The organism is Roseateles sp. (genome assembly GCF_036486225.1).
Classification (GTDB): Bacteria; Pseudomonadota; Gammaproteobacteria; order Burkholderiales; family Burkholderiaceae_C; genus Roseateles.
The window spans coordinates 20,776-32,661 of record NZ_DASVNZ010000085.1 but is presented as its reverse complement, the minus strand read 5'-3'; the positions used below and the strand labels follow the sequence as shown (position 1 = coordinate 32,661).

The 11,886-nt window shown below is 67.9% G+C and carries 11 protein-coding genes; 9 read left to right on the top strand and 2 right to left on the bottom strand.

Annotated elements, in window-relative coordinates; translation table 11 throughout:
* The 9 genes from VF536_RS06480 to VF536_RS06440 form a co-directional block, all read left to right on the top strand.
* On the top strand, positions 1 to 776 hold a 776-nt coding region (locus VF536_RS06480; RefSeq protein ID WP_331613996.1), incomplete at its 5' end, for a lipopolysaccharide biosynthesis protein.
* Positions 773 to 1,921, top strand: coding sequence for a glycosyltransferase (locus VF536_RS06475; RefSeq protein ID WP_331613995.1), 1,149 nt, complete (start codon positions 773 to 775; stop codon positions 1,919 to 1,921). The genes VF536_RS06480 and VF536_RS06475, both read left to right, overlap by 4 nt.
* Positions 1,922 to 1,936: 15 nt before the next feature.
* The gene (locus VF536_RS06470; protein ID WP_331613994.1) at positions 1,937 to 3,169 is read left to right on the top strand and encodes a glycosyltransferase family 4 protein; all 1,233 of its coding nucleotides are present in this window, start codon (positions 1,937 to 1,939) and stop codon (positions 3,167 to 3,169) included.
* A gap of 86 nt (positions 3,170 to 3,255) precedes the next feature.
* Positions 3,256 to 3,981, top strand: coding sequence for a class I SAM-dependent methyltransferase (locus VF536_RS06465; protein ID WP_331613993.1), 726 nt, complete (start codon positions 3,256 to 3,258; stop codon positions 3,979 to 3,981).
* Positions 3,978 to 5,186 carry a DegT/DnrJ/EryC1/StrS family aminotransferase gene (locus VF536_RS06460; RefSeq protein WP_331613992.1) on the top strand — a complete coding sequence of 403 codons (1,209 nt, stop codon included), beginning with the start codon at positions 3,978 to 3,980 and terminating at the stop codon, positions 5,184 to 5,186. Before VF536_RS06465 ends, VF536_RS06460 begins: the two co-directional genes overlap by 4 nt.
* A 7-nt stretch (positions 5,187 to 5,193) precedes the next feature.
* Positions 5,194 to 5,787, top strand: coding sequence for a sugar transferase (locus tag VF536_RS06455; RefSeq protein ID WP_331613991.1), 594 nt, complete (start codon positions 5,194 to 5,196; stop codon positions 5,785 to 5,787).
* Between the two features lie 17 nt (positions 5,788 to 5,804).
* Positions 5,805 to 7,670, top strand: a complete 1,866-nt coding sequence (locus tag VF536_RS06450) for a nucleoside-diphosphate sugar epimerase/dehydratase (protein ID WP_331613990.1) — start codon at positions 5,805 to 5,807, stop codon at positions 7,668 to 7,670.
* Positions 7,671 to 7,840: 170 nt separating this feature from the next.
* Positions 7,841 to 8,029 carry a hypothetical protein gene (locus tag VF536_RS06445; protein WP_331613989.1) on the top strand — a complete coding sequence of 63 codons (189 nt, stop codon included), beginning with the start codon at positions 7,841 to 7,843 and terminating at the stop codon, positions 8,027 to 8,029.
* Positions 8,026 to 9,348, top strand: coding sequence for a hypothetical protein (locus tag VF536_RS06440; RefSeq protein ID WP_331613988.1), 1,323 nt, complete (start codon positions 8,026 to 8,028; stop codon positions 9,346 to 9,348). Before VF536_RS06445 ends, VF536_RS06440 begins: the two co-directional genes overlap by 4 nt.
* A gap of 19 nt (positions 9,349 to 9,367) precedes the next feature.
* Here the strand turns inward: VF536_RS06440 and VF536_RS06435 are convergent, their stop codons facing one another.
* Together VF536_RS06435 and VF536_RS06430 are read right to left on the bottom strand one after the other, a co-directional pair.
* Positions 9,368 to 10,816 carry a hypothetical protein gene (locus VF536_RS06435; RefSeq protein WP_331613987.1) on the bottom strand — a complete coding sequence of 483 codons (1,449 nt, stop codon included), beginning with the start codon at positions 10,814 to 10,816 and terminating at the stop codon, positions 9,368 to 9,370.
* Entirely contained in the window at positions 10,816 to 11,883 is a 1,068-nt protein-coding gene (locus tag VF536_RS06430) for a DUF1972 domain-containing protein (protein ID WP_331613986.1), read from the bottom strand. The genes VF536_RS06435 and VF536_RS06430 overlap by 1 nt, the downstream gene beginning before the upstream one ends.
* Positions 11,884 to 11,886 lie beyond the last annotated feature (3 nt).

The window sequence follows — 11,886 nt, the reverse complement described above, 5'->3', positions numbered from 1 at the left end:
CGCTGGTGCTGTCGCAGAGCCTGGCCGCGTTGCTCGCGCCGCTGTGGCTGCTGCGGCGCGGGGCCCGCTGGCAGCGCGCGACACGGCTGGACCGGGCCGGCAAGACCTGGCACTGGCGCCACCTGCGCCGCCTGGGCTGGCGCTACAAGCAGTTCCCGCTGCTCAACAGCCCGCACGCCTTCGTCAACGCGGCGCAGGAGACGCTGGTGCTCGCGATGATCGCCGCCTGGGCGGACGCCGCGACGGCGGGCTACTACGCGCTGATGGTGCGCCTCGTGAAGGCGCCGGCGACGCTGGTCGGCGGCGCGTTGTCCGAGGCCTTGCTCGGCGAACTCGCCCGCGACTGGCAGCGCGGCGTCGATCTCCGTCCGCGCCTGCTGCGCGGCATCAAGCTGCTGGCGATGGTCGCGCTGCCCTGCATGGCGGTGCTGATCGCCGTCGGCCCGGCGCTGTTCGGCTGGCTGCTCGGGGCGGACTGGGCCCGCGCCGGCGAGTATGGACGCTGGCTTGCCCCTTACGTGGCGGCGCACTTCATCGCGGCGCCGCTGACGGTCACGCCCATGGTCACCGGCCGCCAGCGCGGCGCGCTGGTCTTCAGCCTGGCCGGTAACGCGCTGTATGTGCTGCCGGTCGCGCTGGTCCTCAGTTCCGGCGGTGCGCTCACCACGGCGCTGGCCGCCATCGCGGTGCTGCTGCCGATCTATTTCGCGATCTATCTGGCGTGGCTGGTGCGCGGCTCCGCGCCGCGATCCGCCCTGCACGGAGTGCCTGCATGAGACTGGTCCTGATCGGGGACGGCGAGAGTCCCCACCTGCTGAAATGGGCGCGCGCGCTGTCGCAGCAGCGCGAGCTCGAACTGTGGGCGGCGTCCACGCGCGGCTTCGCGCCGGAGTTCCAGTTCCTGATCCCCGAGGATCGCCGGCTCGCGCTGAACACCGACCCCGCGCATGCCGGCGGCAACATCGCGGTGCTGAGGCAGCTGCCGGCGCTGGGCGCCTGGCTCAAGCGGGTCGATGCCGACTGGCTGCACGCGCACTACCTGACCTCGCACGGCACGCTGGCCTGGGCTGCGCGCCGCGGCTGGAAGCTGCGCGCGAAGATCGCCGGCTCCGCCTGGGGCAGCGACATCCTCGTCACGCCGGACCAGGGCTGGGCCTACCGCTGGCTGACGACGCAGGTGCTGAAGGCCTGCGCGATCACCACCTCCGACTCCGAGCACATGAGCGCCCGCATGCGCGAGCTCGGCGCGGCCGAGGTGATGACCTTCCCCTTCGGCCTGGAGCAGCTGCCCAAGCAGAACGTCCGCAAGCAGCCGTGGCTCTTCTTCACCAACCGCGGTCTGGAGCCGATCTACCGGCCGCATCGCGTGATCGAGGTCTTCGCCGCGATCGCCGCGAAGCAGCCCGAGGCGCGTCTGGTCGTCGCCAACGACGGCTCGCTGCGCGATGCGCTGGAGGCGCAGGTCCGCACGCTCGGCCTGGCGGAGCGCGTCGAGTTCGTCGGGCGCCTGGACGCGACCTCGCAAGGTCGTCGTTATGCGCCGGCGCGCTGGTTCCTGAGCCTGCCGCAGAGCGATTCGGTGTCCGTCTCCGTGCTGGAGGCGATGGCGCACGAGTGCCTGCCCATCCTGTCGGACCTGCCCGCGAACGACGAGGTGCTGGGCACCGGCGGCATCGCCAGCATCGATGCGGCGATGCACCCGAACGCGAAGCTGCTGGGTCGTCACGGCCTGATCCTGAAGGACGGCGACGACCTGGGCACGCTGGCCGACCGGCTTCAGCTGATGGTCGGACAGACCGACGTGGCGGGCCATTCGGTCGACGCCGACCGCCTCGGCGCCGCCAACCGCGCCTGGGTCGCGGAGCACGCGATGTTCGCTCCCGCCGTCAAGACATTCATTGAGCGCCTCAAGCGCGTCTGAGCCTTTGCATTCCCCATGAAGCTGCTGCTGATCAACCACTACGCCGGCTCGCCGAAACACGGCATGGAATTCCGCCCGTTCTATCTCGCCCGCGAATGGGTCCGGACGGGGCACCAGGCGTTGATCCTGGGCGCGTCCTACTCGCACGTGCGCACGACCCAGCCCGAGCCCGGCATGGCGGCGATGAGCGGCGTGAACTACCTGTTCTACGACACGCCCGAGTACCAGGGCAACGGCACGGGCCGGGTCAAGAACATCTGGTCCTTCTGCCGCCAGGTCTGGAAGGACGCCGACATCCTGGCGCGCGAATTCGCGCCGGACGTCGTCATCGCCTCCAGCACCTACCCGATGGACCTCTGGGTCGCGCGCCGCGTCGCGAAGCTGGCCAAGGCCAAGCTGGTGTACGAGGTGCACGACCTCTGGCCGCTGTCGCCGATCGAGCTGTCGGGCATGTCGAAGTGGCATCCGTTCGCGATGCTCTGCCAGAAGGCGGAGAACGACGCCTACCGTGATGCCGACGTCGTCGTGTCGATGCTGCCCAAGGTGCATCAGCACATGGCCGCGCACGGCCTCGACCTGAAGAAGCTGCACATCGTGCCCAACGGCATCACGCTGGATGAATGGTCGGAGGACGGCGAACCGCTGGACGCCGCGATCCAGGCGCACCTGGCCGCCGAGCGGGCGGCGGGGCGCACCGTCGTGGGCTACGCCGGCTCGATGGGCGAGCCCAACGCGCTGGACGTGCTGCTCGACGCGGCGAAGCGGCTCAAGGACACGAAGAGTGCAGAGAGCGCGGCGCTGAGCTTCGTCCTCGTCGGCGGCGGTCATCTGCGTGACCAGCTCGAAGCGCGCGTGCGCGACGAGGGCCTCACCAATGTCGCGATGTTCCCCGCGATCCCGAAAGCGCAGATCCCGTCGCTGCTCAAGGGATTCGACATCGCCTACATCGGCTGGCAGCGCACGCCCATCTACCGTTTCGGCATCGCGCCCAACAAGCTGATGGATTACATGATGGCGCAGCGTCCGGTGCTGCATTCGGTGGAGGCCGGCAACGACCCGGTGGCCGAGGCCGGCGCCGGGCTGACGGTGCCGCCGCAGGACCCGAAGGCGGTCGCCGACGGGCTGCTCCAGCTCGCCGCCGTCCCGGCCGACGAGCGCGCCGCCATGGGCCGCCGCGGCCGCGAGTTCGTGCTGGCGAATCACACCTATCCTGTCCTGGCGCAGCGTTTCATCGCCGCGGTGTCCTGACCCGTCCTTCCCCCGTCCCCGAAGTTCCGATCAACGCAGTCCCGATCAACGCAGTCCTCACCACGGCCTCCACCGCCGACGACGACATGACCCAGGACCGAGAACTCCAGGCCATCGCCCAGCGCTACGCCCGCCGCGACCAGCGGCTGGCCGGGCTGGAGCGCTACAGCCTGCTGCGCCCCGAGGTCTGGCAGATGCTGCATGAGCGCCAGGCCGCGATGCTGCGCCTGCTGGCGTCGCATCGCTCGGCGCTGGCGGATCCGGCGGTGCCCTTGAGCGACTGGCGCATGGCCGAGGTCGGCTGCGGTGCCGGCGGCAACCTGATGGACATGCTGCGGCTGGGCCTGCTGCCGCAGCACCTGACCGGCATCGAGCTGCTTCCCGAGCGTCTGGAGGCGGCGCGCGCCGCGCTGCCGCAGCAGGTGCGGCTGCTGGCGGGCGACGCCTCGCAGGCGGCGGTCGAGGCCGGCAGCCAGGACCTGGTGCTGCAGTCGACGGTGTTCTCCTCGATCCTGGACGACGGCCTGCAGCGCCGCCTCGCCGACGCGATGTGGCGCTGGCTGAAGCCGGGCGGGGCGGTGCTCTGGTACGACTTCATCGTCGACAATCCCCGCAATCCGGACGTCCGGGGCGTGCCGCTCAGACGCGTGCGCGCGCTGTTCCCCGAGGGCCGGATGGCGGTGCGCCGCGTCACGCTGGCTCCGCCCATCGCGCGGGTCGCCTGCCGCGTCCACCCCGGCGCCTACCGCGTCCTCAACACGATTCCCTTCCTGCGCAGCCACGTGCTGGCGCTGATCACCAAGACATCATGAGCACCACCGATCCGAAGTCCGAGAGCCAGGCCGAAGCCAAGCTGCCCTTCCTTCCCTTCGCGCTGCCCGAGCTGGGCGACGAGGAGATCGCCGAGGTCGTCGACACGCTCAAGAGCGGCTGGATCACGACCGGCCCGAAGGCGCGGCGTTTCGAGCAGGCCTTCGCCGAGTTCCTGGCCGAGCCGCAGATCGAGTGCATCGCGGTCAACTCCGCGACCGCCGGCCTGCACCTGGCGCTGGAGGCACTGGGCATCGGTCCCGGTGACGAGGTCATCACGACGACGCACACCTTCACCGCGACGGCGGAGGTGGTGCGCTACCTGGGCGCGGACGTGAAGCTGGTCGACATCGATCCGGCGACGATGAACATCGCGATCGACCAGATCGAGGCCGCGATCACGCCGCGCACGAAGGCGATCATCCCGGTGCACTACGCCGGGCTGGCGGTGGACATGCTGACGCTGCTGGACATCGCCCGCAAGCACGGGCTGAAGGTGGTCGAAGATGCGGCGCACGCGCTGCCGACGACGCTGGAGAAGGAGCTGATCGGCACGATGGGCAGCAACGCCACCGTGTTCAGCTTCTACGCCAACAAGACGATGACGACGGGCGAGGGCGGCATGCTGGTCACGCGCGATCCGGAGCTGGCCAAGCGCGCCCGCGTGATGCGGCTGCACGGCATCAACCGCGACGCGTTCGACCGCTTCACCGCGAAGGTGCCGAGCTGGTACTACGAGATCGTGGCGCCCGGCTTCAAGTACAATCTGACCGACATCGCCGCGGCGCTGGGGCTGCACCAGCTCAAGCGGCTGCCGGGTTTCCAGAAGCGGCGCGAGCAGATCGCGGCGCGCTACTTCGAGGCGCTGGCCGACCTGCCGCTGATCCTGCCGCCGAAGGCGCCCAACGAGGACGTCCACAGCTGGCACCTGTACGTGCTGCGCCTGTCCGACGCGGCCATCGCGGCCGGCGTGTCGCGCGACCTCTTCATCGAGCGCATGTTCGAGCAGGGCATCGGCTGCAGCGTGCACTACGTGCCGCTGCACCAGCATCCGTACTGGCAGGAGCTCTACGGCCTGACGCCGGAGATGTTCCCCGAGTCGCAGAAGGCCTATGAGCGCACGGTCACGATCCCGCTGTACACGGCGATGACCGATGAGCAGGTCGAGCGCGTGATCGCGGCGGTGCGCCGCAGCCTGGGGTTCTGAGCACGAGATGGCCAAGCGGCTCTTCGACGTCGTCTGCGCGGGCTTCGGGCTGCTGCTGCTGAGCCCGCTGCTGCTGGCCGTCGCGGTGTGGGTCAAACTCGACTCGCGCGGGCCGGTGATGTTCCGGCAGGAGCGGGTGGGGCGTTTCGGCCGCACCTTCCGCATCCACAAGTTCCGGACGATGCGCGTCGATGCGCCGGCGCTCGGTCCGCAGATCACCATCGGTGACGACGCGCGCATCACGCGCAGCGGCCGCTGGCTGCGCGCGAGCAAGGTCGACGAGCTGCCGCAGCTGTGGGACGTCCTGCGCGGCGCGATGAGCCTGGTGGGGCCGCGGCCCGAGGTGCCGCGTTACGTGGCGATGTACCCGGATGAACTGCGCGCGCTGGTGCTGTCGGTGCGGCCGGGGATCACGGATCCGGCCTCGCTGAGTTTCCGCAACGAGAGCGAGCTGCTGGCGCAGGCCGAGGACCCGGAGCGCGAGTACGTCGAGGTCGTCATGCCGATGAAGCTGGGCCTGGCCGCGGACTACGTGCGCAACGCCAGCCTGATGGGCGACATCCGGCTGATCCTGGCCACGCTGGGCGCGATCAAGGCCTGAGAGAACAAGAGAACACGATGAACTGGTTGTCCCTCGATGCCTTCCTGACGCGGATCCGTCCGTACCGCGAGGCGGCGGCGCTGGCGCTGGACATGGCGGCGGTGGCGCTCGCGTGGCAGGCGACGTATCTGTTCCGGCTGGGGTTCGAGCGCTGGTTCGAGGCCCGGCCCGGTTACGACCATTGGGTGATGCTGGCCATCGTCGCCCTGTACGGGCTGTTCCTGAAGCTGTTCCGCGTGCCCAAGGGCATGTGGCGCTTCAGCGGCTTCGGTGAAGTGAAGCGGCTGGCGGCGGTGTGCATCCTCGCGGGCCTGATCGCGGCGGTGGCGGTGCTGATGGCGCAGCTCACGAAGGTACCGCGCGCGGTGCTGGCATTGCATCCGGTGTTCACGCTGATGGCGCTGGCGACGATGCGCATGGGCTACCGCATGCTCTACGAGCACATGCGCAGTCGCATCAGCGGGAGCGCGCTGGAACAGCGCCGGGCGCTGGTGATGGGGGCGGGGGATGCGGGGCGCCTGCTGGTGGCGGGGATCCAGCACCAGCAGGGCTGGGTGGTCGTGGGCTATCTGGACGATGCGCCGGAGAAACGCGGCGCGCGCGTGGCCGGCGTGCCGGTGATCGGCACGCTGGAGGACGCGACGCGGCAGGCGGACATGCACGGCATCACGCACGTGATCGTGGCGATGCCGGCGGCGACGACGCTGGAGCGGCGCCGGGCGCTGGACCTCGCGGGGAAGACGGGCCTGGCGGTGTTGACGGTGCCGAGCAGCCAGGAGTTGCTGGCCGGGCGGGCGGTGAATCAGGTGCGGGACATCGAGCCGGAGGACCTGCTGGGGCGCGAGCCGGTGGAGCTCGATGAAGGCGGCATCAGCGAGTGCATCGGCGGGAAGGTGGTGCTGATCACCGGAGCGGGCGGATCGATCGGGTCGGAGCTGTGCCGGCAGGTGGCGCGCTACGGGCCGTCGAAGATCGTGCTGTATGAGCTGAGCGAGTTCGCGCTGTATTCGATCGAGCAGGAACTGAGCGAGAAGTTCCCGCACATCCCGCTGGTGCGGTTGATAGGGGATGTGAAGGACCTGGAGCACCTGCGGTTCACGTTCGGGAAGTACCGGCCGCAGATCGTCTTCCATGCAGCGGCTTACAAGCATGTGCCGTTGATGGAGGAGGAGAACGCGTGGGCGGCGCTGAGGAACAACACGCTGGGGACGTATCACGCGTGTCTGGCGGCGGCGGAATCAGGGGCGGAGCGCTTCGTGATGATCTCGACGGACAAGGCGGTGAATCCGACGAATGTGATGGGTGCGACCAAGCGTGCGGCGGAACTCGTCATCAGCCACATGGCCGGGCAAGGGCATGCGACGAGGTTCATGGCGGTGCGGTTCGGCAATGTCCTCGGTTCAAGCGGGAGCGTGATTCCGAAGTTCAAGGAGCAGATCGCCAAGGGGGGGCCGGTGACGGTGACGCATCCGGAGATCATTCGCTACTTCATGACGATCCCCGAGGCGGCTCGGTTGGTGTTGCAGGCCGGCGCGATCGGCGAGAGCGGACAGGTGCTGGTGTTGGACATGGGCGATCCGGTGAAGATCGTGGACCTGGCCAAGACCATGATCCGGATGGCCGGGCGGTCGGAGCACGAGGTCGGCATCCGCTTCACCGGGCTGCGGCCGGGCGAGAAGCTCTACGAGGAACTCATCGCGGATTCGGACACGACTGTGCCGACGCGGATCCAGCGGGTGAGGATTGCCAAGTTGGGCGCAACACATGCGGAGCGGGATCTGCTGGATTGGCTGACCCTCGGCGACGGGGCCGTCGACAGGCGCAGGCAGAGCGTCGCGGAAGGGCTGTTGCGTTTCGTCGCGGAATACCGGGCTTCCGTGTAACTGTGCGACGGACACGGGTCAAAACCGGACCGCCCGCGGCGGTTTGCGACAACGGTGTGAAAATCGCGCTTCTGCACCGCCTCGCAGTGCGGGAGCCCCGAGGAGAGGATCTCGGCGTTCCGGCCGTCTGGGCCAAGGCGATCTCGAGATAACAAAGAGAGAGAGAAACTATGCTTCGTCGCTGTGCGTTGGTGCTGGCGGTTGTCCTGGCGCCGACTCCCGCTTTCGCGTATGTCGACCCCGGCAGCGGCATGATGATGCTGCAGGGGTTGATCGCGCTGATCGGCGCCCTCATCGTCTTCGTCCGCAATCCCATGGCGTCGCTGAAGCGCCTGATCGCGAAGATCCGTCGGAAATGAGGGATCCGGAAGCGTCGCTGCAGTTCGAGCCGGATCGGGTCGTTCGGCATCTGAATACCGCTTTGCCTTCCGGGCACTTCCTGCATTCGGACCTGGCGCGCCAGTGGGTGGAGCGCGGTGACCTGGTGTCGTTCCAGATTCATTCGCCGACGCTGGTGTCCTCCAGGCGCCTGCCTTTCGTGACTCATCCTTACGAGTGGACGGACAGCCAGTTGTTCGCGGCGGCCCAACTGACCCTGCGATTGCAGCAGGAAGCGGTCGACGCCGGCTTCGATCTCAAGGACGCGTCGGCATGGAACGTCATCTTCGACGGCACCCGGCCGATCTTCTGCGACCTGATGTCGTTCCAGCCCTTGTGCCATCGGAAGTGGTGGGCGGCGGGGCAGTTCAACCGGCACTTCTTGTACCCGCTGCTGCTGTCCATGAGGCGGGGATTCGTCGCCCATCAGGCCTTCCTGATCTGGCGCGACGGCATGCCTGACGACGCCGCCCGGCAGATGCTCGGGTGGCGCCGGTTTCTTGGCCGGCACTGGCTGCTGATGGTGCAAGGTTCGCCCGAGCCGGTGGTGACTTCGCAGCAGCAGGCACCGGGCGACCGGGTGGAAGGCCTGGCTGGCTTCCGGAGTGGATTGCACAGTGGCCTGAAGTGGATGCTCGATGGCGTCCGACCTGATCGTGTGGGAAAGTCCACGGTCTGGCGGGACTACATCTCCGAGCGTTCTCACTACGACGGGGATGAACTGGAGCAGAAGCGTCAGACCGTGTCGCGGTGGTTGAACGGCGCGCAGCCGCAATGGGTGCTGGACCTGGGATGCAACTCCGGCGAGTTCTCACGGCTGGCCGTCGAGGCGGGCGCTTCGGTCATCGCGGCGGATGGAGATCACGGCGCGCTCCAGAGGTTGTGGCGCGAGCCCACCGCAGGGCTGCATCCGTTGCTGTGTCGATTGGATGACCTGGCAGGGGGGCGGGGCTGGGAAGGCCGGGAGCATCCCGGCCTGCTCGATCGGCTGAGCGGGAAATCCGACGTGGTCATGATGCTCGCGCTGATCCATCATCTGATGGTGAGCGCCTCCATCCCATTGACGGAGATCGCCCGATTTGTCGCGCGCTGCTCCCGTCGATGGGCCATCGTTGAGATGATCGAGCAGAGCGACGTTCAACTGCGAACGCTGTGCGCGCAGCGTCAGCGCACGCCCGACGAGTTCGTCATGGACCGCCAGATCGCGGCTTTCGAGGGCAGCGGCTTCGAGGTCGTCGAACAGGTGCCGCTCGCCGGAGGCCACCGCCGGCTGATGCTGTTGCGCCGGCGCGAGGGATGATCGCGAGGCCCGCGCGATCTCAGTGAGGCGCGGGAGGCGCCTGGACGGAGGGGGCAGGTCTTGCGCAGGCGATGAGATCCGTCAGCAGATGCTCGAGCGAGTAGTCGTCCCGCAGCCGGCTGTCGCAGAACCCGGCCGGCGACACGAACAGGCCGATGCTCCGCTCGTCCTTTGTCTTCTGGTCTGCAGAGAACAGGTCGTGCACCTTGGCATCCGAGTCCCAGCCGCGCGACTGGATGAGGCCGTGGTCCCCGAACACGACCACGACCGCTCGAGGGTCACGCTCCCTGATCAGTTGGAGGTAATCCTCCATGATGGCCAGCGCGCGCGCCGAATTGACGCGATGCTCTTCCTGGAACTCCGCGCGATCGGCCTCGCTGTATTCGCGGTAGGTCAGGCTGGTGTGCTCGGGTACGGCGATGTAGGACCAGGTGATCCAGGGGCGTCGTTCGTCAATGACGCGCTCGATGAAGCGACGGGTCTCCAGGTGGTGGGCCTCCACCTCATTGGTTTCGCCGAACAGGCGCTCCACCCAGACATCGGTGCCGCGGCAGAGATGGAATCCGACGCGGTTGGGCGCGAGGGAGCACACGCCGACGCTGCGCTCGGGCAGGTAGGCGTCGAGGTGCCGCAAGGGATGCAGTCGCCCGAAATAGTTGTTCTGGTAGAGGAAGGCCACACGGTAGCCCGCCGCATGGGCGCGATCGATCGCGGCGCTGCGGGAGTCGATGGTGAGTCCCAGGGTCTCTCCATCGGGGGTCGTGCCGAATTCGCTCCAGGGCATGGGGCGTCCCTGCAGCACGTCGATGACGGACTGCATGGAGTACGGCCGAGAGGACATGGCACCAGGCAACTCCCGGAAGCCTTTGACTTTCAGGGCTTCCTGCCAGGGAGGTGCGACGCCGAAACTCTCGCGATAGTGGCTCGAACTGCTCATCGCATCGAACATGAGCAGGTAGATGTTGGGCTCCTGGCCGGCGGACGGAGCAATCGGCGTCGCGGGCGCAGCCGCCTGGCTGGACGGCTGCGTGCGGGAGGGCAATGCGTTCTGGGCCAATGCGACCGCGATGGCGGCGGCGAGGCCGGCGACCACCGCGCGGAAGGCCTGGCGGTCCCACATCGCGATCCAGCCGATCACGAGAACGACCGGCAGCGTGGCCAGCTTCTGGGTGCGGCCCCACTGCATGAACACGAGGAAGCTGTAGGCGAAGGACACGGTGATCAAGACCGCCGCCAGCGTCGCGAGGACCGCCTGCGCCACCTTGTGCCGATGGATCAGGCGTGGCGCACAGGCGGCCGCGAGACCGCATGCAAGGGCCAGCAAGGCGGAGTTCAACGCGACGCCGCCCGAGATGTAGCTCAGGGTGTAGCCCGTGAAGGTCGACCACGCGTTGGCCGCGACCCAGCCATACGGCAGGAAGCAGAGCCAGAACGTGCGGACGGCGACGGACTTCACGGATGGACTCATCATGGCTCTCCTGTCATTGCCTCGATGTAGGCGGCCGCGATCTTGGCGGCGCTGTAGCTTTCTCGCAGTCGAGCCCGCTCGGATCCCTGACCGTCGGCCGCTGGTGCATCGAGGAGGGCAGCCAGGCTGTCAGGATCCTGGAAATACGACGCGCAACCTTGTGCCGTGTGGCGATTGAAGGAGACGTCGAGGCAGGCGATTCTGCAGTCGTAGAACAGCATTTCAACGAGCGAAGGGTTGGTGCCCCCGACGCTGTGGCCGTGCAGGTAGACAGCGCAGCGCTCTCGCGCCCGTGCCAGCTTGACGGTGTCGTAGATCGGGTCGAGCAGTTGGAGACGCGGCTCATCGCGGTAACGTGCTCGCAGGGTCCGCGCATAGTCGCTGTGATTCCAGTTGCCGATGATGGTGTAGGTGACCATCGACGACGCCAGGAAGCCCTGGATGAGCAGGTCGAGATTGTTTTCCGGCTCGATGCGACACACCGTGAGGCAGGCCCCCGGATCTTTCGGAACCTCCGGCGCGCGACGGACATGGTCGCCGGGATACGCGATGCAGAACGACTTCCCCAGCGCGCCCGGGAGCACGAACTCCCGCAGCCCTTCGCTGTCGTAGATGACCACGTGGGCGAAACGCTGCGCCAGCCAGTCGAACGCGCGCAGGACACGACGCTTCGAGAGGGAGAACTTGGTCCTGCGCCATTCCACGCCGTCAATGTTGACGGCGAGCCGTTTGCCGGTCAGCGCGCACATCAATCGGAAGAGCGGGAACCAGGGGCCGCCGGACACGCCCAGCACGGCGATGTGAGTGCTTCGAGGAAAGACCCGGAAGAAGGCCAGGAGGTCGTGAAGAATCGAGGCCGCACCGTTCGCGGGTACGCCGATGAACTCGCGTGTCACGCCGTGGAAGTCGACGGAAAGGTCGTCCACGTACATCTTCGCGTCGCAGGTCACGCGGGTCTCGATGCCCCGCGCGGCGATGACGGGCGCGCAATGCTCCAGGAAGGATTCGAATCCGCCGTACCGGTTGGGGATGCCGGCGGCGCCGATGAAGGAGATCTTGATGGTCATCGC

Excerpts from the sequence above, each read along its gene's own strand:
- VF536_RS06475 (WP_331613995.1), top strand. The coding sequence starts at position 773 with ATGAGACTGGTCCTGATCGGGGACGGCGAGAGTCCCCACCTGCTGAAA.
- VF536_RS06470 (WP_331613994.1), top strand. The coding sequence starts at position 1,937 with ATGAAGCTGCTGCTGATCAACCACTACGCCGGCTCGCCGAAACACGGC.
- VF536_RS06465 (WP_331613993.1), top strand. The coding sequence starts at position 3,256 with ATGACCCAGGACCGAGAACTCCAGGCCATCGCCCAGCGCTACGCCCGC.
- VF536_RS06460 (WP_331613992.1), top strand. The coding sequence starts at position 3,978 with ATGAGCACCACCGATCCGAAGTCCGAGAGCCAGGCCGAAGCCAAGCTG.
- VF536_RS06455 (WP_331613991.1), top strand. The coding sequence starts at position 5,194 with ATGGCCAAGCGGCTCTTCGACGTCGTCTGCGCGGGCTTCGGGCTGCTG.
- VF536_RS06450 (WP_331613990.1), top strand. The coding sequence starts at position 5,805 with ATGAACTGGTTGTCCCTCGATGCCTTCCTGACGCGGATCCGTCCGTAC.
- VF536_RS06445 (WP_331613989.1), top strand. The coding sequence starts at position 7,841 with ATGCTTCGTCGCTGTGCGTTGGTGCTGGCGGTTGTCCTGGCGCCGACT.
- VF536_RS06440 (WP_331613988.1), top strand. The coding sequence starts at position 8,026 with ATGAGGGATCCGGAAGCGTCGCTGCAGTTCGAGCCGGATCGGGTCGTT.
- VF536_RS06435 (WP_331613987.1), bottom strand. The coding sequence starts at position 10,816 with ATGAGTCCATCCGTGAAGTCCGTCGCCGTCCGCACGTTCTGGCTCTGC.
- VF536_RS06430 (WP_331613986.1), bottom strand. The coding sequence starts at position 11,883 with ATGACCATCAAGATCTCCTTCATCGGCGCCGCCGGCATCCCCAACCGG.